General features: G+C 66.5%; 19 protein-coding genes. 2 read left to right on the forward strand and 17 right to left on the reverse strand.

All coding sequences use genetic code 11. The features are described from left to right. Positions 1 to 183: 183 nt before the first annotated feature. On the reverse strand, positions 184 to 1,410 hold the full coding sequence (locus SMA01S_RS10075; protein WP_084250233.1) for a glycoside hydrolase family 27 protein: 1,227 nt from the start codon (positions 1,408 to 1,410) through the stop codon (positions 184 to 186). Between the two features lie 297 nt (positions 1,411 to 1,707). After that, positions 1,708 to 3,636: a potassium transporter Kup gene (locus tag SMA01S_RS10080; RefSeq protein WP_066821065.1), complete on the reverse strand. Its 1,929-nt coding sequence runs from the start codon at positions 3,634 to 3,636 to the stop codon at positions 1,708 to 1,710. Positions 3,637 to 3,760: 124 nt separating this feature from the next. Here SMA01S_RS10080 and pdeM point away from each other — a divergent pair, with 124 nt between their 5' ends. Continuing rightward, complete coding sequence (gene pdeM / locus SMA01S_RS10085; RefSeq protein ID WP_066821067.1) at positions 3,761 to 4,423, forward strand: ligase-associated DNA damage response endonuclease PdeM; 663 nt, start codon at positions 3,761 to 3,763, stop codon at positions 4,421 to 4,423. Between the two features lie 190 nt (positions 4,424 to 4,613). On the opposite strand, the gene msrA is transcribed toward pdeM, so the two are convergent. From msrA to SMA01S_RS10155, 15 genes are all read right to left on the reverse strand, one after another. Continuing rightward, positions 4,614 to 5,273, reverse strand: a complete 660-nt coding sequence (msrA, locus tag SMA01S_RS10090; protein ID WP_066821069.1) for a peptide-methionine (S)-S-oxide reductase MsrA — start codon at positions 5,271 to 5,273, stop codon at positions 4,614 to 4,616. A gap of 55 nt (positions 5,274 to 5,328) precedes the next feature. Beyond that, positions 5,329 to 5,472, reverse strand: coding sequence for a hypothetical protein (locus tag SMA01S_RS24835; RefSeq protein WP_169804225.1), 144 nt, complete (start codon positions 5,470 to 5,472; stop codon positions 5,329 to 5,331). Between the two features lie 209 nt (positions 5,473 to 5,681). Beyond that, positions 5,682 to 6,881, reverse strand: coding sequence for a pyridoxal phosphate-dependent aminotransferase (locus SMA01S_RS10095; RefSeq protein ID WP_066821071.1), 1,200 nt, complete (start codon positions 6,879 to 6,881; stop codon positions 5,682 to 5,684). Between the two features lie 117 nt (positions 6,882 to 6,998). Further along, positions 6,999 to 8,528: a peptide chain release factor 3 gene (locus SMA01S_RS10100; protein WP_066821082.1), complete on the reverse strand. Its 1,530-nt coding sequence runs from the start codon at positions 8,526 to 8,528 to the stop codon at positions 6,999 to 7,001. Between the two features lie 49 nt (positions 8,529 to 8,577). Then, complete coding sequence (locus SMA01S_RS10105; protein ID WP_066821084.1) at positions 8,578 to 9,015, reverse strand: hypothetical protein; 438 nt, start codon at positions 9,013 to 9,015, stop codon at positions 8,578 to 8,580. A gap of 58 nt (positions 9,016 to 9,073) precedes the next feature. Then, the gene (locus SMA01S_RS10110; RefSeq protein WP_066821386.1) at positions 9,074 to 9,946 is read right to left on the reverse strand and encodes an aldose 1-epimerase family protein; all 873 of its coding nucleotides are present in this window, start codon (positions 9,944 to 9,946) and stop codon (positions 9,074 to 9,076) included. Beyond that, the gene (locus tag SMA01S_RS10115; protein ID WP_066821086.1) at positions 9,946 to 11,346 is read right to left on the reverse strand and encodes a pyridoxal phosphate-dependent decarboxylase family protein; all 1,401 of its coding nucleotides are present in this window, start codon (positions 11,344 to 11,346) and stop codon (positions 9,946 to 9,948) included. Before SMA01S_RS10115 ends, SMA01S_RS10110 begins: the two co-directional genes overlap by 1 nt. 58 nt (positions 11,347 to 11,404) lie before the next feature. Then, positions 11,405 to 12,151 carry an SDR family NAD(P)-dependent oxidoreductase gene (locus SMA01S_RS10120; protein WP_066821388.1) on the reverse strand — a complete coding sequence of 249 codons (747 nt, stop codon included), beginning with the start codon at positions 12,149 to 12,151 and terminating at the stop codon, positions 11,405 to 11,407. A 90-nt stretch (positions 12,152 to 12,241) separates the two neighbouring features. Then, entirely contained in the window at positions 12,242 to 14,686 is a 2,445-nt protein-coding gene (pheT, locus tag SMA01S_RS10125) for a phenylalanine--tRNA ligase subunit beta (RefSeq protein ID WP_066821088.1), read from the reverse strand. Continuing rightward, complete coding sequence (gene pheS / locus SMA01S_RS10130; protein WP_066821090.1) at positions 14,683 to 15,759, reverse strand: phenylalanine--tRNA ligase subunit alpha; 1,077 nt, start codon at positions 15,757 to 15,759, stop codon at positions 14,683 to 14,685. Before pheS ends, pheT begins: the two co-directional genes overlap by 4 nt. After that, complete coding sequence (locus SMA01S_RS10135; protein ID WP_218016869.1) at positions 15,752 to 16,237, reverse strand: GNAT family N-acetyltransferase; 486 nt, start codon at positions 16,235 to 16,237, stop codon at positions 15,752 to 15,754. Before SMA01S_RS10135 ends, pheS begins: the two co-directional genes overlap by 8 nt. A gap of 266 nt (positions 16,238 to 16,503) precedes the next feature. Continuing rightward, positions 16,504 to 16,869 (reverse strand): 50S ribosomal protein L20, encoded by a 366-nt coding sequence (gene rplT, locus SMA01S_RS10140; RefSeq protein ID WP_066588209.1) that lies wholly within the window; start codon positions 16,867 to 16,869, stop codon positions 16,504 to 16,506. Between the two features lie 14 nt (positions 16,870 to 16,883). After that, positions 16,884 to 17,087, reverse strand: coding sequence for a 50S ribosomal protein L35 (gene rpmI / locus SMA01S_RS10145; RefSeq protein ID WP_066588206.1), 204 nt, complete (start codon positions 17,085 to 17,087; stop codon positions 16,884 to 16,886). 277 nt (positions 17,088 to 17,364) lie between these two features. Next, positions 17,365 to 18,147, reverse strand: coding sequence for a histidinol-phosphatase (gene hisN / locus SMA01S_RS10150; protein WP_066821094.1), 783 nt, complete (start codon positions 18,145 to 18,147; stop codon positions 17,365 to 17,367). 130 nt (positions 18,148 to 18,277) lie between these two features. Further along, positions 18,278 to 19,696 (reverse strand): sigma-54-dependent transcriptional regulator, encoded by a 1,419-nt coding sequence (locus SMA01S_RS10155; RefSeq protein WP_066821095.1) that lies wholly within the window; start codon positions 19,694 to 19,696, stop codon positions 18,278 to 18,280. A 158-nt stretch (positions 19,697 to 19,854) separates the two neighbouring features. Here SMA01S_RS10155 and SMA01S_RS24160 point away from each other — a divergent pair, with 158 nt between their 5' ends. Next, complete coding sequence (locus SMA01S_RS24160; RefSeq protein ID WP_084239282.1) at positions 19,855 to 19,989, forward strand: aa3-type cytochrome c oxidase subunit IV; 135 nt, start codon at positions 19,855 to 19,857, stop codon at positions 19,987 to 19,989. Positions 19,990 to 19,993 lie beyond the last annotated feature (4 nt).

The raw sequence follows: 19,993 nt of genomic DNA on the forward strand, positions 1-19,993 counted from the left end.
CCCACAAGGGGAGAGGGAAGTTCGGCCTCCCAAATACTCTGCATCGTCACCTGCTCGCCCAGCTTGAGCATGTTGCACGGCGGGATATGTAAGAAGTCGGTCGTGCCGTCTCGATCGGCGCAGTGGTTCAACACGCGATCCAGAAGGGATTATTGCCCTCACGCGCAGCTAAGTCACCGCTGGTTATAGCCCGCTCAGACGCAGCAGCGCCGCACCATGTGAAGGCACGTTTCGCGCGATCCGGCCCGTCGCCGTCCCGGCATCGGCGCGCGCCCAGCAATCGCGCACGCGCACCGTGCCGCGCAAGCCGAGCTGGCTGAGGGCGATCGATATGTCGCGCGATTTTCCAGCGGTGTTGAACAGCGCGAGATAGGTGTCGCCGGCGGGATGACGCGCCGACCATAACCGCGTGTCGTCGGCAAGGAAGAGCGGGCGGTTGTCGCGCGACTGCTGGTTGACGGCGATCACTTCGGGATTGGTCAGCAAGTCGAGCGTCGCCTGGTCGAGGTGGCGCAGGTCGCCGCCCATGATCAGCGGCGAGCGCGCGATCGACCACAAGGTCATGAGCGTGCGTTGTTCGTCGGGCGTGAATTTGGTGTCGCGCTGTCCGAGCGCGAGACGGCCCAGTGGCAGCATGTCGGCGTCGGGCCAGCAGCCGGGCGAGCGGTGCGGGTTCCAATTCTCCAGCCGTGTAAACTGCGCCTCCAACAGCGGCCATTCGTCCCAGAAATCGTCCGAGATACGCCACATCTGCGCATAACGGCGGACATGATCGCCGCGGACCACCGGCGTTTCGCCAGGCGAGAGGCTGAGGATGATCGGCCGACCGGTCGCCAGGATGGCGCGATGCGCAGCTTCGATCTCGGGCGCATGGGCATCATAGGGGCGGCTCATGTCGTCCATCTTGACGAAATCGACGCCCCATGATGCATAGAGCCGGAAGACGCTGTCATAATAGGCCTGCGCGCCCGGCCGGGTCATATCGACTCCGTACATGTCGGGATTCCACGGGCAGATGCTGGCAGTGTCGGCGATATCGCGCGCGGTGTAGCGTGTGCCGAGCACCGGCAGATTGCGTTCGACCGCCAGCCGCGGGATGCCGCGCATCAAGTGGATGCCGAACTTGAGCCCCAGTCGGTGGACTTGCGTCGCGATCGGCGCGAAGCCGCGTCCGTCCGCACTCGACGGAAATCGATTGGGCGCGGGAAGCAGGCGACCATTGCCGTCCATCGTCGGCACTGGCTTGGCGGCATAAGTGTAGCTCGATGCGCCGGGTTCGTACCACTGAATGTCGATGGTGAAGATGTCGTAGCCGACCGGCTTCAGCTTGGCCGCCATGATTGTCGCGGTCTCGAGCGCCTGGGCTTCGTTGATCGTGGTGGCGAAGCTGTTCCAGCTATTCCACCCCATCGGCGGCGTCGGCGCGAGCGGGGCGCTCGGGCGCGCCGTGCGGGTGCGCCCGATGGCCGGCGCCGCGGCGGCCGCGCCCGTCCCCAGCAACAGCGCGCGGCGGTCGATCGTCGGGCCGCTCACGCTGCCATTTCCTTGCTCGATACCGCCAGCCGGATTGCTTCCACCGTTCTCTCCCCTCGACGCGCGTCCCGGCGCACGGTCGGGGTTCAGTAAGTCAATTGTCTGACAAAATCCACCCAATGCGCCTGGAGGCGAGGGCGGGCCGGCGCCGATTCAGCGAAGCTGAAAACGATTCTAGACCGTCACTTGCTCGCCGAGTTCGAGCACCTTGCCCGGCGGGATATGGAGGAAGTCGGTCGGGTCGCTGGCGTTGCGCTGCAGGAACATGAAGATGCGGTCTTGCCATAACGGCATGCCGACCTCGGCATCGGGCTTGAGCGTGTTGCGGCCGATGAAATAGCTCGCCTTCATCGGGTCGAGCGCGATCAGCCCGGCCTTGGCCGCCTCGCCCAGCGCGCGCGGCACGTCGGGCGTCTCCATGAAGCCATAGCGCAGGATGACGACGCTGAAATTGTCGTCGATCCGTTTGACCTCGCACCTTTCCTCGGGCGGCACTTGCGGCCGGTCGGTGGTCCGCACCGAGGCGACCAGATTGACCTCGTGCAGCACCTTGTTGTGCTTGAGATTGTGGAGCAACGCCCCCGGCGCGCTGTCGGGATTGCCAGTCAGGAAGATCGCGGTGCCCTCTACGCGTTCGGGCGCGCGCCGTGCCAGCGCCGCGGCCAGATCGGCGAGCGGCACGCTCTGGCGCTGCTCGAAGGTCTTGACGATCCGCTTGCCGCGCACCCAGGTGAAGATAACCAGGCCGATTACGGCCGCAATCACCAGCGGTACCCAGCCACCTTCGATCACGCGCAGAATGTTGGCGCCGAAGAAAATCAGGTCGAGCGTCAGGAACGGCAGGATCAGCGCCAGCGCCCAATGGCGCGGCCAATGCCAGCTGTGCCGCACCACGACATAGGCGAGCAGGGTAGTGATCACCATCGTGCCCGTCACCGCGATGCCATAGGCCGCCGCCATCGCCGACGAGGTGCGGAACTGGATCACCAGCACCAGCACGCCGACCAGCAACAGCCAGTTGATCGACGGCAGATAGATCTGGCCAGCATAATCGGCGGAGGTGTTGCGCACGCGGAGGCGCGGCAGGAAGCCGAGCTGGACCGCCTGTTGCGTCAGCGAATAGGCGCCGGTGATCACCGCCTGGCTGGCGATGATCGTGGCCAGCGTCGCCAGGATGACGAGCAAGGGTCGAACGGTCTCGGGCGCCATCAGGAAGAACCAGTCGGCATTCTCCCATTTCTGACCGGTCGCCTGCACCGCTTCGAGCCTGTTGAGCGTGTAAGCGCCTTGTCCCAGATAATTGAGGCACAGTGCCGGGAAAGCGAGCAGGAACCAGCCGAGGCGGATCGGCTTCGCCCCGAAATGGCCCATGTCGGCGGTCAGTGCCTCGGCCCCGGTCACCGTCAGGAACACCGCGCCGAGCACGAACAGCCCGAGCACGCCATGCGTCGCCAGGAAATCGGCGGCATAATAGGGGTTGATCGCCCACAAGATGCCGGGCTCGTCGGCGATATGATACAGGCCGAGTCCGCCGATCACCAGGAACCACAAGACGCAGACCGGGCCGAACAGTCCCGACACGCGTGCGGTGCCGTGCGACTGGATCAGGAACAGCCCGATCAGGATCACGATGGTGACCGCCAGGATCGTGTGCTCGCCGATCGCATCGGCGCCACCGGGAATGGTGCGCAGACCCTCCACCGCCGACAGCACCGACAGCGACGGCGTGATGATCGCATCGCCATAGAATAGCGACGCGCCCGCCGCGCCCAGCACCAGCGCGATGCGCGACCGCCAACCCAGCGCGCGCCGCGCCAGCGCCGCCAGCGCAAGCACGCCCCCCTCGCCCTGATTGTCGGCGCGCATCAGGAAAGTGACGTATTTGATCGAGACGACCAGGATCAGCGACCATAGAGCCAGGCTCAGCACGCCGAGAATCTCGTCGGCGGTCAGGCCATCGGCCGCGGCCTGGCTCAGCGCCTCGCGAAACGCGTAGAGCGGGCTCGTCCCGATATCGCCGAACACCACGCCGATCGCGCCGATCGTCAGCGCGGCAAGCGCCTTTTTCGACATCGTCTGTTGGGGTGAAATGGCTGCTGACATGGAGTCGGATGGGCCTGCCGGAAAGGACGGCGCGCTTTACGCCTGTTGACGCGGCGATCAAGGGCCTTTTGTTGCGCTGCCGCAAGCCATTGATCGCGCCCTGCTATTACGGCATGGATGGGGAATGGTTCCCTTTTCGTTCGCTGGTCATCAACTCGCGGCCTTGTCCGATGGCGCGCTGTACTGGCCCGCGCGGCGTGCGCTGATCGTTGCCGACCTGCATTTCGAGAAGGCGAGCTGGTTCGCGAGCTTCGGCCAGATGCTGCCACCCTATGACAGCGCGGCGACCTTGGCGGCGCTGGAAAGCGCGGTGGCGGCGAGGGATCCGGCAGAGATCTGGTGCCTCGGCGACAGTTTTCACGACTCGCGCGGCTGCGAGCGCCTGCCGGTGGCCGAACAGGACCGGCTGCGCGCGCTCACCGCCGCGCATCGCTTCGTCTGGGTCATCGGCAACCACGACCATGCCATGGCCGATCCGTGCGGCGGCGAGATCGTCGACGAGGCCGAGATCGACGGGCTGGTGCTGCGGCACGAGGCCGATCCGCGCGACTTGCGGCCTGAATTATCGGGCCATTTCCACCCCAAATTGCGCGTCCGCGTGCGCGGCCGGTTGGTGTCGAGACGCTGTTTCGTCGCGACCGGGACCAAGCTGATACTGCCGGCATTCGGGTCGCTGACCGGCGGGCTCGACGTCCATCATCCCGAAATCGTCCGCGCGGTGGGCCGGTGCGGTGAGGCACTGGTGCCGGTAGCCGATCGGTTGCTGCGGTTTCCGCTGGCGGCGTAGGGAGGCGCTACCCAACCAAACACCGTCATGCCGGGCTTGTCCCGGCATCCAACGCGCAGGCAGGCGAAAAGCAGGAGCCTCTTGTCCTGGGCTGGTTGCCCGTTGGCCCCCGGGACAAGCCCGGGGTGACGGTTGGGATGGGTGGGTCTGAGTCGGCTACCGCAGGAAAAGGAGCTCTTCCGTTGCGAGCCTATTTCGCCAGCGCCGGAAACGCCGCCTTGAACGCCGCCACCTTCGGCTTGTCCCACGCCACGATGTACGGATGGTTGGGATTCTTGTCGAAGAAATGCTGGTGATAGGCTTCGGCCGGATAGAAGCCGCCGGTCTCGATCTTGGTCACGATCGGCCGCGGATAGGCCTTCGCCTGGCCGAGCTGCGCGATATACGCCGCCGCCACCGCGCGCTGGGCCGCATTCTGCGGGAAGATCGCCGAGCGATAGCTGGTGCCGCGATCGGGACCCTGGCGGTCGAGCGTCGTCGGGTCGTGCGCGACCGAGAAATAGATGCGCAGCAACGTGCCGTAGCTTACGACACGCGGATCATAGGTCACCCGGATCGCCTCGGCATGGCGGGTTCCCTCGGTCGACACCTGGTCATAGGTCGCGGTCGCGGCGGTGCCGCCGGCATAGCCCGCGGTGACGTTGGTCACGCCTTTGACGCGTTCGAACACCGCCTCCATGCCCCAGAAACACCCGCCGGCGAGAACCGCGACATTGGGCTTCACGGTCGGTTGAACGTCGTGTGCCGGCGCCGGGATCGGCACCGCGCGTTCGGCATGGGCGAAGGGGCTGGTGAAGATCGCCGCGGCCAGCGCACCGGCGGCGGCAAGCGGCAAGACATATTTGATCATACGGGGGGCTCCGTTGTTCCGATGATATAGGTACGGAACACGGCGCCCCAAGGTTTCAATCCGCCAGATGGGCGACGGCCGCAGGCGCCTGCGGCGCGGTCTGCGCGCCTGCCGGGTGCAGCGTCATCACACCGACTCCGCCCAAAGCGAAGCCACCGACGAACCGCCAGAAAAACGAGGAAGTGAGGAGGGCCTTCATGGCTCTTGTCCCATTGTTGCGGGTGCGAAATCGGCGTTTGCGCCCTCCGCTTCAACCCTGATGATTGAAACGATAGGTTTCCGGGCCTGAACTTTCTCTGGCCGGTCCGTTCATCTGGGGTTGGGTTGAAGGAGTGGTTTACGCGCTCGTGCGGAAGCAGGAGCCCAGTCAGTGGTCCTGGGTTCCTGCTTTCGCGGTAGGAGACATTCCTAACGCAGCGCGGCGCACGCCGTCTGGATGCGCTCGCATGCTTCGCGCAGCAGCTCGTCCGACGTCGCGTAGCTGATCCGCATCGCCGGCGAGAGGCCGAACGCTTCGCCCTGCACTGCCGCGACCTTGGCGTCATCGAGCAGATAGGTGACGAAATCCTCGTCGGTCGCGATTGTCCGGCCGCCCGGCGTGGTCTTGCCGATCAGCGCGGAGAATTCGGGATAGACGTAGAAGGCGCCTTCGGGCCGCGGACAGGTGATGCCGGTCGCCTGGTTGAGCATCGACACGACCAGGTCGCGGCGATGCTCGAACAATTTGGCATTGTCCTTCAGGAACGACTGGTCGCCGGTCAGCGCGGCGACGCTCGCCGCCTGCGCGATCGAACAGGGGTTGCTGGTCGATTGCGACTGCAGCTTGGACATCGCCTTGATCAGCCACGGTGCGCCGCCGGCGAAACCGATCCGCCAGCCGGTCATCGCATAGGCCTTGGAACAGCCATTGGCGGTCAGCGTGCGGTCGTAGAGCGACGGGCAGACCTGGGCGATCGAGGTGAACTTGAAATCGTCGAACACGATATGCTCGTACATGTCGTCGGCATAGATCCAGACATGCGGGTGACGCTCGAGCACTTCGCCCAGCGCCTTCAATTCGGCTTCGCTATAGGCGGCCCCGGTCGGGTTGGACGGCGAGTTGAGGATCACCCATTTGGTCTTGGCGGTGATCGCCGCTTCGAGCTGTTCGGGCTTGAGCTTGTAGTTCTGCGCGGCGCCGGCCGCGGCGAACACCGGGGTGCCGCCGGCGAACAGCACGACGTCGGGATAGCTCACCCAATAAGGCGCGGGGATGACGACCTCGTCGCCCGGGTCGATCGTCGCGACCATGGCGTTGAACAAGGTGTGCTTGCCGCCCGCGTTGATCGTGATCTGGTCGATCGCATAGTCGAGCTGGTTGTCGCGCTGGAACTTCAGCCGCACCGCTTCCTTGAGCTCGGGCGTGCCGTCGACATTGGTATATTTGGTCTTGCCGTCGCGAATCGCCTTGATCCCGGCTTCCTTGATGAAGTCGGGCGTGTCGAAATCGGGTTCGCCCGCGCCCAGGCCAATTACGTCGACACCGGCGCGCTTAAGTTCGAGGACGCGGCTGGTGATCGCCAGCGTCGGCGAGGGCTTGATGCGGGCGAGCGCGGCGGAAGGCTGCATGATGGGCTCCTGATGGTCGCTGGCGGCTATAGCGATGCGCCCGGCCTTCGCAACCGCACCAAAAGTTTCGCGGCTTTATAGCTTCGCTGTACCGGCGCCCGCCCGCGCTCGCTGCCGCTACCGCTCCCGGGTCGCGGCGAACTTCACCTTGGGATAGCGCTCGGCGACATAGCCGACTTCCCAGGCGGTCTTGGCCATGAACACCGGATTGCCGTCGCGATCCTTGGCCAGCGCGCCGCGGTTGACGTCGAGGAATTGCTTGAGTGCCACCGGATCGTCCGACGAAATCCACCGCGCGGTCTCGTACGGCGCCATCTCGAGCCCGGCCGCGACCTTGTATTCGGCGTCGAGCCGGCTGATCAGCACTTCGAGCTGAAGCTGCCCCACCACGCCGATCACCCAGTTCGACCCGATCTCCGGATAGAAGACCTGGGTCACGCCTTCCTCGGCCATGTCGTCCAGCGCCTTGCGCAACTGCTTGGTCTTGGTCGGGTCCTTGAGCACGACGCGGCGCAGGATTTCTGGGGCGAAATTGGGCAGCCCGGTGAAGCGCACATCGGCGCGCTCGGACAAGGTGTCGCCGACTCGCAGCGTGCCGTGATTGGGAATGCCGATGATGTCGCCGGGATAGGCTTCGTCCGCGACCTCGCGATTCTGCGCGAAGAACAGGATCGGCGAATGCACCGCGATCGGCTTGCCATGGCCGGTCGGGGTCAGCTTCATGCCGCGTTTGAACACACCCGAACACAGTCGCATGAATGCGATGCGGTCGCGATGCTGCGGGTCCATGTTCGCCTGGACCTTGAACACGAAGCCGGTGACCTCGTCGAAATCGGGCGAGACCGGCGCCGGCTCGGCCGGCTGCGGCCGCGGCGGCGGGGCGTAATCGGCGAGCGCGGCGATCAGCTCGGCGACGCCGAAATCCTTGAGCGCCGATCCGAAATAGACCGGCGTAAGGTCGCCATGGCGATAGGCGTCGGCGTCGAACGCGGCATAGCCGGCCTGCGCCAATTCGACTTCCTCGGCGATGTCGATCGGCAGCTCGGGCGCGTCGTCGACCTTGCCGAGAAATTCGCGGCTGTCGCCCTCGGGCCGGCTGACCTTGTTGGTGACGAGATCGAGCACGCCCTGGAACTGCCCACCCATGCCGACCGGCCAGCTCATCGGCGCGACGTCGAGCGCCAGCACGTCGGCGATCTCGTCGAGCAGTTCGAACGGTGGGCGCCCTTCGCGGTCGACCTTGTTGACGAAGGTGATGATCGGCACCGAGCGCAGCCGGCAGACCTCGAACAATTTGCGCGTCTGCGCCTCGATGCCGCGCGCGGCGTCGATCACCATGACGGCCGAATCGACCGCGGTCAGCGTGCGATACGTGTCCTCGGAAAAGTCCTCGTGCCCCGGCGTGTCGAGCAGGTTGAAGGTGATGCCGTCCTTCTCGAACGTCATCACCGAACTGGTCACCGAGATGCCGCGCTGCTGCTCGATCTTCATCCAGTCTGAGCGCGCGCGTCGGGTCTGCCCGCGCGCCTTGACCTCGCCGGCCAGATGGATGGCGCCGCCGAAATAGAGCAGCTTTTCGGTCAGCGTGGTCTTGCCGGCGTCGGGGTGCGAAATGATCGCGAAAGTGCGGCGGTCGGAAATGCTCATGGTGCGCGGCTCCTAGGGTGTGGCGGCGCTACCGGCAAGCTGAGCGGCGTCAGGCGGCGAGGGCTCGTCGGTCCTCGTCGTCATTGGCGGGCCGATGCAGCCGCTGCCCGCGCGGCCGGCGGACGCGCGGTCGGCGCGGCGCGATCTTCTGCCGCATCCAGGCGCCGGCGGCGCGGAAACGGATCGTCGTCGCCGCGATAACGGCTACCGCGGCAAGATCGAGCAACGCCGACAGGTCGATCGCCGTGGCGAAGCCCAGGAAATCGGGCAGGCCCATCGTGACGAGCATCCGCCCGTCATTGTCGAGCAGCCAGATCACGCTAACGATGATGGAGAGAGTGAGCAGTCCGAACAGGATTTGGCCGCGGCCGATCCGCGACAGGCGTCGCGCGGGCGCTTCGACCAACAAGCGATGCAGGCGATTCCCGATCGGTGTTCCCTGGGCCATCAGCAGCGCGGCCCATAAAGATATCAGCGCGATCAGCATCCCCGATCCCCCTCCGTGTCCCGCGCGATATGGCGAGCGCCGCGCCATCGGCAAGGAGTCAGGCTTCGAGCGTTATCGCCATCGAACATGTCCAGTCGCCGCCCGGCGCGACCTCGAACACGCCGGGCTTGGTCCGGAACTCGCCGGTAAAGCCGGCCGGATCGGCATGGCCGTGCCAGGGCTCGATACAAACGAAGGCGGCACCAGGCTTGGTCCAGATGCCGAGATAGGGCGTGTCCGGAAAATCGACCTTGAGCTGCGGGCCGTCGGCTGCGCCATAGGTCACGCTTTGCGACGCGATCGGATCCCAGATCAACGCGTCGTCAGCGAACAGGTCATCGACGAGGTGGAGGATGTGGCCGTCGAGCGGCGATGGGCGCTTCGCCGCGAACAACCCGTCGGCAAGCTCGACGATTGTCCCGGGTTCGTCGGCGGCGAAGATGATGCGATGCTCATCGCGCGACCGCCCATAAGGAAGCGGCCAGGCGAAGGCGGGGTGAAAGCCCAGGCTCGCGGGTAATGGCGCCGCGCCGGGATTAGACACGCGCACATCGATGGTCAGCGTCACCGCGTCGATCGTGAAACCCACCTCCAACGCGAACTCGAACGGATAGCAGGCGCGTGTCTCGTCATTGGCGGTCAGTCGAAACGTCGCGCTGGTGGCGGTGCGTGCGGCCAGATCGAACGTCTGGCGCCGCGCGAAGCCATGCTGCTTCATCGCATAGTCGCGGCCATCGAGCCGCAACGTGTCGCCGTTCAGCCGCCCGACGATCGGGAACAGGATCGGGGCGTGCCCGGTCCAAAAGGCCGGATCGGCATCGGTCATCAGCTCGCGGCCATCGGCGTCGCGCAGATGCGTGAGTTCGGCGCCGAGCGGGTTGATCGCCGCCGACAGCCGGTCGTTGCCGATCTCGATCAGGCCATCGCTCATCATGCCTCTCCCGCGTCGCGCACCGCCCGCCAGGCGGAAACGATCGCCTCCGCGGTCAGGTCCGCATCCGCCTCGGTCGTCGCCGACGAGCTGACCGACACGCGCATCACCCATTTGCCGTGCCATAGAGCGCCGCCGATCCAGGCGATCGCATCGTCCTGCACGCGCTGCACCGTGGCGAGCGTTGCCGCGTCGTCATCGCCGAAGCGGAACATCACCTGATTGAGCTCGGGCGTCATCACCAACGCGATTCCCGGCTCGCCGGCGACGCGCTCGGCGATCCGGGTCGCGACGCGGCAACAGCGCTCGACCATCTCGGCTATCCCTTCGCGGCCCAATTGGCGGATCATCGCCCAGGCGGCGAACCCGCGTGCACGGCGCGACAGTTCGGGGACATAGGCCGAGGGGTCGCGCTCGGCGCCCTCGGCGGGCGGAAGATAGCTGGCGGAGATCGCCATGGCGCGGCGATGCGCCTCGGCATCGCGGACGATCGCGAACCCCGAATCGTACGGCGTCTGCGGCCATTTATGTCCGTCCGTCGCCCAACTGTCGGCGAGCTCGACGCCCTGGGTCAGGTGCGAGTAGCGCGGGCTGGCCTGTGCCCACAATCCGAACGCGCCATCGACATGCAGCCACGCGCCCGCCTCGCGGGCCATCGGTGCGATTGCGGCGAACGGATCGCTCGCCCCACTATTGATCTGCCCAGCTTGGGCGATCGCGATGATCGGCCCCGGCGCCGCCTTCAACGCCGTCTCGAACGCGCTCGGCAGCATGCGCCCCGCGTCGTCGGTCGCGACCCATGTCACTCGCTTTGCGCCAAGGCCGAGATATTTGAGCCCTGAAAACACCGTGGCGTGCGCGTCGGCGCCGATCAATACGGTGATCGGCGGCGCACCGAACATGCCGTCGCCCTCGACGTCCCAACCGGTGCGGCGCAATACTTCGCTCCGTGCCGCGGCGAGGCACACGAAATTGGCGACGGTCGCGCCGGTGACGAAGCCGACCGATGCCTCGCCGGGCAGGCCGAGCAGCTCGAGCAGCCAGCGCGCCGCGACTGCCTCGACCGCGCTCGCGGCGGGTGCGGCCAGGATATTGCCGGCATTCTGTCCCCAGGCGGCGGTCAGCCAGTCGGCGGCGACCCCGGTCGGGTGCGAACTGCCAATCACCCAGCCATAGAAGCGCGGCCCGGTCGAGGCGCGGATTCCCGGCGTCGCTCGCTCGATCAGCTCGGCGATGATCGCGTCGGCATCGCCGCCCTGCTCGGGCACCGGCGCGTCGAACGCTGGCAGGATCTCGGCATAGGTCGCGGCGGGCGTGGTCTCCGCCGTGGCGATGCGGCGGCGATAGTCGATTGCCGCCTGGGCGGCGTGCATCATCGCGGTGAAGTCGGAGTCGGTCATCCCGCCCGTGTCGTTGCGCTGGCGATCCGGCGCAACCCGAAACCTGCGCGCGAAACCTTCAGCCGCGCGCGACCTGGAACCCGGCGAAGGACTGGCTGACGGGCATCAGCTCGATCGTGTTGATGTTGAGGTGCGGCGGCAGCTGGGCGACCCATAGCAGCGTGTTCGCGATATCCTCGCCGGTCATCGGATTGGCGCCGCCATAGAGCTTGTCCGATGCTTCCTGGTTGCCCTCGGTGCGGACCAGGGTGAATTCGGTCTCGACCATACCCGGCTCGATCGAGGTCACGCGTACCCCGGTACCGGCGAGGTCCGAGCGCAGCCCCAGGCTGAACTGGTGCACGAATGCCTTGGTGCCGCCATACACATTGCCGCCGGTATAGGGATAGGTCGCCGCGACCGACGAGATGTTGATGATCGCGCCCTTGCGCTCGACCAAGGCGGGCAGCAGCTTGCGCGTCAGCGACACCAGAGCGGTGACATTGGTGTCGATCATTGTCTTCCATTGATCGAGCGAGGCGGACTGCGCCGGCGCGGTGCCAAGCGCGAGCCCGGCATTGTTGATCAACAGGTCGATCGCGCTGAACTCGGCCGGTAGCGCGTCGAGCGCCGCGTCGCGCGCGGCCTCGTCACGCACGTCGAACACCGCAGGATGCACCTTGTCGGCGCCAAGCTCGGCGACCAGCGCATCGAGCCGTTCCTTGCGCCGCCCGGTCGCGATCACGCGCCAGCCGGCGGCGACGAACGCGCGTACCGCCGCCTCGCCGATGCCCGAGGTTCCGCCGGTGATCAGGGCTGTTCGCATCGTCCGTTTCTCCATCCGTTCGCCCTGAGCTTGTCGAAGGGCGTGTGTCTCCCAAACGTGCTTCGACAGGCTCAGCACGAACGGGGCAGGTTAACCCCTAAGCGTTGCCCCAAGCTTCTCCGCCGCGGCGACGACTTTGTCCGCCACCGCCTTGAGGTCGGCATCGGTGAAGCTCTTGTCGCTCGGCTGCAGCGTCACTTCGATCGCCATCGACTTCACGCCGTCACGCTCGAACAGGTCGAAGACGCGCGCGGCGGTGATCGCGGCCTTGTCCGATCCGCGCACCGCACGAGTCAGCGCGTCGGCGGTCAGGCCGGCGGGGACGGTGAAAGCGAAGTCGCGCTTGACCGCTTGCAACGCTGGTGGCGCATAGGCCGGGCGCATGAAGCCCGACGACCTTTTGCCCGGAATCGCGTCCATATAGAGTTCGACCGCGGCGACCGGGCCGTCGAGGTCGAACGCCTTGGCGGTCGAGGGATGGAGCATGCCGAACGCGGCGAGCACGGTCTTCGGGCCCAGCCGCAACGTCCCCGACTGGCCGGGATGCCAGGTCTCGCCCGCGTCACCCATCACCTGGAGGTTGTCGACCGGAGCACCCGCGGCGGCGAGCAACGCCAGCGCTTCGGCCTTGGCGTCGAACGCGTCGAAACCCTGCGCCTTGCCGCCTTGCCAGCCGCGCGGGCGGCGGTCACCCGCCAGCACCACGCCCAAAGTCGGACGCTCGGCCTCGGCGAGATAGCGCCGGCCGAGTTCGAACAGCCGCACGCTGCCCGCGCCGCGATTGAGGTTGCGCGCCGCCGCCGACAGCAAGCCGGGCAGCAGCGACGGGCGCATGACCTTGAGGTCCTCGCTGATCGGATTGGCCAGGCTCCAGGCGCCGCCGCCGAACGCGTCGGCCTCGGCCTGGCTCAGGAAGCTCCAGGTCACCGCTTCGTCGAGCCCGCGCGCCGCGGCGGCTCGCCGCAGCTTGCGTTCGAGTTTCTGCTCGGGCGTCGCGGTCGGGCGCGCCACGCCGGGCGCGCGGTCGAGCGGCACCGGCTGGACCTTGTCGATCCCCTCGATGCGGATGACTTCCTCGACCAGATCGGCCGAGCCGTCGATATCGCGACGCCAGGTCGGGATCGTGACCTGCCAGTCGCCGTCGACCGAGAAGCCGAGGCGCTCGAGAATGTCTTTCTGCCGCTCGGGCGCGACGGCGAGGCCGCCCAGCGTCTCCGCCCGCGACGGATCGTAGCCGATCGTGCGCAGTGTGAGCGGAGGTTCGCCCGCTCGCGTAATCTCGCTCGCCGTCCCGCCGCAATGATCGAGCACCAGCTTGGTCGCGATCGCCAGGCCGTCGTCGAGGAACGCCGGGTCAACGCCGCGCTCGAACCGCTGGCGCGCATCGCTGGTCAGCCCGAGCTTCTGCCCGGTCCGCGCGATATGGTCGGGGTCGAAATAGGCGCATTCGATGACCACGTCGGTGGTCGTCTCGGACACGCCCGAATGTTCGCCGCCCATGATGCCGCCGATATCGTGAACGGCGACATCGTCGGCGATCACCGTCATCGTCTCGTCGAGCGTATAGGTCTTGCCGTTGAGCGCCAGCACCTGCTCGCCCGCCTTGGCGCGCCTCGCGACCAGGCCGCCCGAGAGCTTGGCTTTGTCATAGACGTGGAGCGGCCGGCCGAGATCGACCGAGACGAAATTGGTGATGTCGACCAGCACCGAGATCGGCTTCTGCCCGATCGCGGTCAGGAACCGGCGCATCCATTCGGGGGCGGCGCCATTGGTCACGCCACGCACTTCCTGGCCGTAGAAGGCCGGGCAGCCCGCACTGTCGTCGGTCCGCACGTCGGGACCCGGGCCTTCGCCCGTGACCTCAGGAACTTCCGTTCGTGCTGAGCCTGTCGAAGCACGTAGCTCGCCACGTCCTTCGACAAGCTCAGGGCGAACGGGGGTGGGGTATCGATAGACCTGGGCGAGCGGCTTGAGCGTCCCCAGTCCCGCCGCGGCGAGATCGCGCGCGATGCCGCGCACGCCCATGCAATCCTGACGGTTGGGGGTGATCGACACGTCGATCACCGGATCGTTGAGCCCGGCATAATCGGGGAAGGTGGTCCCGACCGGCGCGTCGGCCGGCAGCTCGATGATGCCGTCATGGTCGTCGCCCAGCTCGAGCTCGCGCGTCGAACACATCATGCCGTTCGATTCGACTCCGCGAATCGCCGAGACCTTGAGCTCCATGCCGTTGGCGGGCACGATCGCGCCCGGCAGGCCGAGCACGCCGACCAGCCCGGCGCGCGCATTGGGCGCGCCGCACACGACCTGGAGCGGCGCACCGTCGCCAGTATCGACGGTCAGCACCTGCAATTTGTCGGCCTGGGGATGACGCTCGGCGGTCAGCACGCGCGCGACCTTGAACGCCGCCAATTTCTCGCCGGGATTGTCGACGCCCTCGACCTCTAGACCGACGCGGGTCAGCGCCTCGACGATGTCGTCGAGCGATGCCTGGGTGTCGAGATGCTCCTTGAGCCAGTTCAGCGTGAACTTCATGCCCCTACTCCCCCGCTCAGCGTGGGCACGTCGAGCGCCGTGAAGCCGTAATGTTTGAGCCAGCGGATATCGCCGTCGAAGAAGGCGCGCAGGTCGTCCATGCCGTATTTGAGCATCGCCAGCCGATCGATCCCGCAGCCGAAGGCGAAGCCCTGCCATTCGTCGGGATCGAGCCCGCACGCCGCGATCACCTTGGGATGGACCATGCCGCTGCCCAGCACTTCCATCCAATGGTCCGACCCGCCGATCACGCGCTTGCCGTTCTGGATCGTGTAGCCGACATCGACTTCCGCCGACGGCTCGGTGAAGGGGAAATAGCTGGGCCTGAGCCGCAGCACGATGTCGTCGCGCTCGAAATAGGCCTTCAGGAAGGTCTCGAGCGTCCATTTGAGATGGCCGAGCGTGATCCCCTTGTCGATCACCAGCCCCTCGACCTGGTGGAACATCGGCGTGTGCGTCGCATCCGAATCCGACCGATAGGTGCGGCCGGGGGCGATGATACGGATCGGCGGCTGCTGGTTGACCATCGTGCGGATCTGCACCGGCGAGGTGTGCGTGCGGAGCAGCATCTTGCGCTCCCCGTCCGGCTGGTCGGGGAAGTAGAAAGTGTCGTGCATCGCCCGCGCCGGATGCGACTCCGGAATGTTGAGCGCGGTGAAATTGTGCCAGTCGTCCTCGATCTCCGGTCCCGTCGCGACCGCGAAGCCCAGATCGGCGAAGATTTGGGCAAGCTCGTCCATCACCTGGCTGACCGGATGGACCGTGCCGGCCGCCGGGACATCCACCGGCAAGGTCATGTCGAGCGTTTCGCCCGCCAGCCGCGCGTCGAGCGCTTCGCGTTCGAGCCCCGCCTTGCGCCCGGTCAGCGCCTCGCTCACCGCTTCGCGCAGCGCATGGATGCGCGGGCCGGTCGTCTGGCGCTCCTCGGGCGACATGCCGCCCAATGTCTTGAGCAATCCGGTCACGCTGCCCGACTTGCCGAGCGCCGAGACGCGGATGTCCTCCAGCCCGGCCAGATCGGCACTGCCGATCGCCGCGAGCAGGTCGCGCTGGAGCTGGTCGAGATCACTCATCGTTCAATCCGATCGTCCATAGATAGAGGTCGCCGTCCTCGGGGTCGGTGCGCTCGCCGGTACGGGTGAAGCCGTTGCGCTCCAGCACTATTTGCGAGGCCCGATTGTCGACCCCGGTCTCCGCGGTCAAGCCGTCAAAGCCCGCCATGCGTACGATCGGCAGTAGCGCGGTGACCGCGCCGGTCGCGTGACCGCGCCCCTGGCGGCTGTCGGCGATGCCGTAGCCGATCTCCGGACGCTTGCCGTCGTGCGGGCGCGTGAAGCTGATCATCCCGACCGCTTCACCCTCCGCGACGACCAGCCACGCCACGTCGCCGCCCAAGGCCTCGCGGTTCTTCGCGGCGACGCCACGGATGAGCTCGACCACCTCACGAGGTGCCACGCCGCCCTCGCAGATTGCGGGCGCTTCCGCCGGCGCCGGGCCATCGCCCAGCAGCCACGCGAAATCGCCATCCTGCATTGCTCGTAATTCGACCACGTCAGTTCTCTCACCAGTAATCAGAAGACGCTCTGATCGTTTCAATCCTCCCCCGCCAGGGGGAGGTGGCAGCCGCAGGCTGACGGAGGGGGCGGATTGCGATCAACCATCGGCGGTGCTTCCTCCCCTTCCGACGCGCTTCGCGCGCCACCTCCCCCTGGCGGGGGAGGATAAGCGTGCCAATCCCGCGCACCCTCCAGATCACCAAAAGAAAAGGGCGCCGGTGTTGCCACCGACGCCCCGTATCTTCACTCGCTACAGGTCGCTCAGGCGGCCTGGGGCAGTGCCGCCTTCGCCTGAGCGATGATGGCGGTAAACGCTTCCGACTCGTGCATCGCGATATCGGCCAGGACCTTCCGGTCGAGGTCGATGCCGGCGAGCTTCAGGCCGTGCATGAATTGCGAATAGGTCAGACCCTCGGCGCGGACGCCGGCGTTGATGCGCTGGATCCACAGACCGCGGAAAGTCCGCTTTTTGACCTTGCGGTCGCGATACGCATATTGCCCGGCCTTTTCGACGGCCTGACGAGCGATGCGGATGGTGTTCTTGCGGCGGCCCGAATAGCCCTTGGCCTGCTCAAGAATGTTCTTGTGCTTGGCGCGGGTGGTCACACCACGTTTGACGCGTGCCATATCTGTCTAGCTCCTCAGTTCAGGCCGTACGGGGCCCAGGCCTTCACCGTCTTGGTGTCGGCGTCCGACAGCACCGTGGTGCCGCGGTTCTGGCGAATGTACTTGCCGTTGTGGCTGATGAGCCGGTGGCGCTTGCCGGCGACGCCGTGCTTCAGCTTACCGGTGGCGGTGAGCTTGAAGCGCTTCTTCACGCCGCTCTTGGTCTTGAGCTTGGGCATTTTGGTCCTTTCTCTATGGCGATGCGCAAGCATGCCGCGGCAGCCCTTGATGGCCGGGCAAACTTCATCCGCATCGCTCGGAAGTGGGCGCGCATAGCCGTGAGTCCTTGGAAAAGCAACCTCGGCTTGTGGGTTTATGGTTCGCGCAGAGGCGCAGAGGGCGCAGAGATCGTTGGAAGAGTTGCTCGCCGCAGGCGCCCATGCGAATCGGTTGTGAAGAGGGAGCGGCGTTGCCGCTCGTCCTGCCTCGGCGCTCTCTGCGCCTCTGCGCGAAAAATCAGTGGCCCCGACAGGCCAACGCCTCCAGCACTTCCTCGATGCGCGCCGGATCGCCTGCGGCGACCACTTCGCCATTGCTGGCCGCCGTCAGCGGGTCGCCCGACCAGTCGCACATCCGTCCACCGGCGCCTTCGATCACCGGCACGAGCGCGGCGAAGTCGTGGAGTTTGAGACCCGCTTCGACGACGAGGTCGAGCCAGCCCGACGCCAAGGTGGCGTAATTGTAGCAATCGCCGCCGAGCACGACCGAGCGCACCGCCGAATCGAGATGTTCGAAGGCATGGAGCTGGGCATCGTCGAACAAGGCGGGCGAGGTGGTGGCGAGCAGTGCATGGCTCAACTCGCGGCACGTCCGGGTCGTGGCGGGCTTGCCGTTGAACAGGGTCGGGCGCCCGATCGCGCCGACCCAACGCTCCTTCAGGATCGGCTGGTCGATGATCCCGATCGCCGGCCAGCCGTCGATCACCAGCGCGATCAAGGTGCCGAACAGCGGCCGCCCGGCAATGAACGCCCGCGTCCCGTCGATCGGATCGAGTACCCATTGCCGTCCGGTCGATCCCTCGGTCGTGCCGAATTCCTCGCCCGAAATGCCGTCACGCGGTGCCTCGGCAGCGAGTAGTGCGCGCATCGCCTGTTCGGCGGCGCGGTCGGCGATCGTGACGGGGGAGGCGTCTTCCTTCATCTCGACGTCGAAGGGCGCGCGGAAATGCGGGCGGATCGCGGCGCCGGCGGCGTCGGCCAGAGCCATCGCGAGGGCGATGTCGGTATCGGTGATGCGCATGGGGGTGGCACTAGGGTGAGTCCGACGGGGCGGCAATGGCGGAAGCGGGTGCCAAAAGCCCTCTCCCGCAAGCGGGAGAGGGGTTCAAAGCTCAGTTCCTCCCCCCGCAGGCCGGATAGGGGTTCACCCCTCACGCCGCGTTGTCGATGCCGAGTTCGCCGAGCTTGCGATACAGTGTCGAGCGCCCGATCCCGAGCCGCCGTGCCACTTCGGTCATGCGGCCGCGATAATGGCCGATGGCGAGGCGGATGACGTCGGCCTCGATCTCTTCCAGCGGCCGCATATTGCCGTCGGCGCGGAATAGGGTGACGCCGCCCGAGGTCGCCATCTGGCCACCCGGGGTCGGCACGCGCGCGGTGCCGAGCGCGGCGATCTGCGGGAAGTCGGCGCGAGTCAGCGCGTCGCCCTCGCACAGCACCGCGGCGCGGAAGAGCGCGTTCTGCAACTGGCGGACATTGCCCGGCCAGGCATAGCGGCCGAGCAGCGCGAGCGCGTCGTCGGTGATGCCGAGCGGGCGCAGCCCGGGCTGGTCGGCGATCCGCGCGAGCAGATGCCGGGCAAGTGCGGGAATGTCGCCGATTCGTTCGCGCAAGGGCGGAATCGTCACCTGGACGACGTTGAGGCGGTAATAGAGGTCCTCGCGGAACCGGCCGGCCTCGACTTCCTCGATCAGGCGCTTGTTGGTCGCGGCGATGACGCGGACGTCGACTTCCCGCGTGTGGCGCGCGCCGATCGGCTGGACTTCGCCCGATTGCAGCACGCGGAGCAATTTGACCTGGGCGTCGAGCGGCATCTCGCCGATTTCGTCGAGGAACAGGGTGCCGCCATCGGCATCGGCGAACTTGCCGATCTTGCGCTCGAACGCGCCGGTGAAGGCGCCCTTTTCGTGCCCAAACAGCTCGCTTTCGACCAAGTTGGCGGGGATCGCGCCGCAATTGATCGCGATCATCGGCTTTTTGCCGCGCGGGGAGGCGGCATGGATCGCCTCGGCGACGACTTCTTTGCCGACGCCGCTTTCACCCTCGATCAGAACCGGCACGCGGGCGCGTGCCGCCTTGGCCGCGATCGCCAATGCCGCGCGGAAATCGGGCGACGCACCCACGATCTCGTCGAAGCCGAGCAAGGCGGGAATCTTTTCGGTCAATGGGCGCAGTTCGCCGGCGTCGGTGCCGGCGATGACCGCTTCGAGCGCCGACAACAGGCGCTCGGACGCGAACGGCTTGACCAGATAATCGGTGGCGCCCGCGCGCATCGCGGCAACCGCTTGCGCGACCGAGCCGTTGGCGGTGAGCATCAAGATGGGGAGTTGCGGACGCCGGGCGCGTAATTCCTTGATCAGCGCCTCGGCCTCGCTTTCGGGGCCGAAACTGTCGAGCAGGATCGCGTCGAGCTGCATCCCGTCCTGCGTACCGAGCATGGCGATCGCGGTTTCTCCGTCGGGGGCGAACACCGAACGCCATTCGCGCCGCGCGGCAATCGCCGAAACCAGACGGCGCTGCGCGGGTTCGTCGTCGATCAACATCAGGAGGCGCTGTCCGTTGCGCGTCATCCCGCCCTCTTCTGCTCCCTGTTCATCGGGTAACCATAGGCGAAGGGGGTAAAGGTGAGCTTAAGCGTATGCGGGCGCTAACTTAACGCTTGCGGGCTTGAGGCGAAGGGCGGTGCTGGCTAAGACCGCGGCACAATCAGGGCGGAGAGAATTGCGGCATGGCCGACCAGACCGACATGAAGGCACACGAATCGACGTATCACTCGGTGCTCGGGATGCTCAAATATGGTGCGGTGGGGTGCTTCCTGATCGCGGCGATCGTGATCTGGCTCATCTCCTCCGGTCACAAGTAAGCCC

Origin of the sequence: Sphingomonas mali NBRC 15500 (genome assembly GCF_001598415.1) — a bacterium.
GTDB classification, from domain to species: domain Bacteria; phylum Pseudomonadota; class Alphaproteobacteria; order Sphingomonadales; family Sphingomonadaceae; genus Sphingomonas; species Sphingomonas mali.

Excerpts from the sequence above, each read along its gene's own strand:
- SMA01S_RS10115 (WP_066821086.1), bottom strand. The coding sequence starts at position 11,346 with ATGACCGACTCCGACTTCACCGCGATGATGCACGCCGCCCAGGCGGCA.
- pheS (WP_066821090.1), bottom strand. The coding sequence starts at position 15,759 with ATGAGTGATCTCGACCAGCTCCAGCGCGACCTGCTCGCGGCGATCGGC.
- SMA01S_RS10155 (WP_066821095.1), bottom strand. The coding sequence starts at position 19,696 with ATGACGCGCAACGGACAGCGCCTCCTGATGTTGATCGACGACGAACCC.
- rpmI (WP_066588206.1), bottom strand. The coding sequence starts at position 17,087 with ATGCCCAAGCTCAAGACCAAGAGCGGCGTGAAGAAGCGCTTCAAGCTC.
- msrA (WP_066821069.1), bottom strand. The coding sequence starts at position 5,273 with ATGATCAAATATGTCTTGCCGCTTGCCGCCGCCGGTGCGCTGGCCGCG.
- SMA01S_RS10120 (WP_066821388.1), bottom strand. The coding sequence starts at position 12,151 with ATGCGAACAGCCCTGATCACCGGCGGAACCTCGGGCATCGGCGAGGCG.
- rplT (WP_066588209.1), bottom strand. The coding sequence starts at position 16,869 with ATGGCACGCGTCAAACGTGGTGTGACCACCCGCGCCAAGCACAAGAAC.
- SMA01S_RS10105 (WP_066821084.1), bottom strand. The coding sequence starts at position 9,015 with ATGCTGATCGCGCTGATATCTTTATGGGCCGCGCTGCTGATGGCCCAG.
- SMA01S_RS10100 (WP_066821082.1), bottom strand. The coding sequence starts at position 8,528 with ATGAGCATTTCCGACCGCCGCACTTTCGCGATCATTTCGCACCCCGAC.
- SMA01S_RS10110 (WP_066821386.1), bottom strand. The coding sequence starts at position 9,946 with ATGAGCGATGGCCTGATCGAGATCGGCAACGACCGGCTGTCGGCGGCG.
- pdeM (WP_066821067.1), top strand. The coding sequence starts at position 3,761 with ATGGTTCCCTTTTCGTTCGCTGGTCATCAACTCGCGGCCTTGTCCGAT.
- SMA01S_RS10075 (WP_084250233.1), bottom strand. The coding sequence starts at position 1,410 with ATGGGGTGGAATAGCTGGAACAGCTTCGCCACCACGATCAACGAAGCC.
- SMA01S_RS24160 (WP_084239282.1), top strand. The coding sequence starts at position 19,855 with ATGGCCGACCAGACCGACATGAAGGCACACGAATCGACGTATCACTCG.
- hisN (WP_066821094.1), bottom strand. The coding sequence starts at position 18,147 with ATGCGCATCACCGATACCGACATCGCCCTCGCGATGGCTCTGGCCGAC.
- SMA01S_RS10080 (WP_066821065.1), bottom strand. The coding sequence starts at position 3,636 with ATGTCAGCAGCCATTTCACCCCAACAGACGATGTCGAAAAAGGCGCTT.
- SMA01S_RS24835 (WP_169804225.1), bottom strand. The coding sequence starts at position 5,472 with ATGAAGGCCCTCCTCACTTCCTCGTTTTTCTGGCGGTTCGTCGGTGGC.
- SMA01S_RS10095 (WP_066821071.1), bottom strand. The coding sequence starts at position 6,881 with ATGCAGCCTTCCGCCGCGCTCGCCCGCATCAAGCCCTCGCCGACGCTG.
- pheT (WP_066821088.1), bottom strand. The coding sequence starts at position 14,686 with ATGAAGTTCACGCTGAACTGGCTCAAGGAGCATCTCGACACCCAGGCA.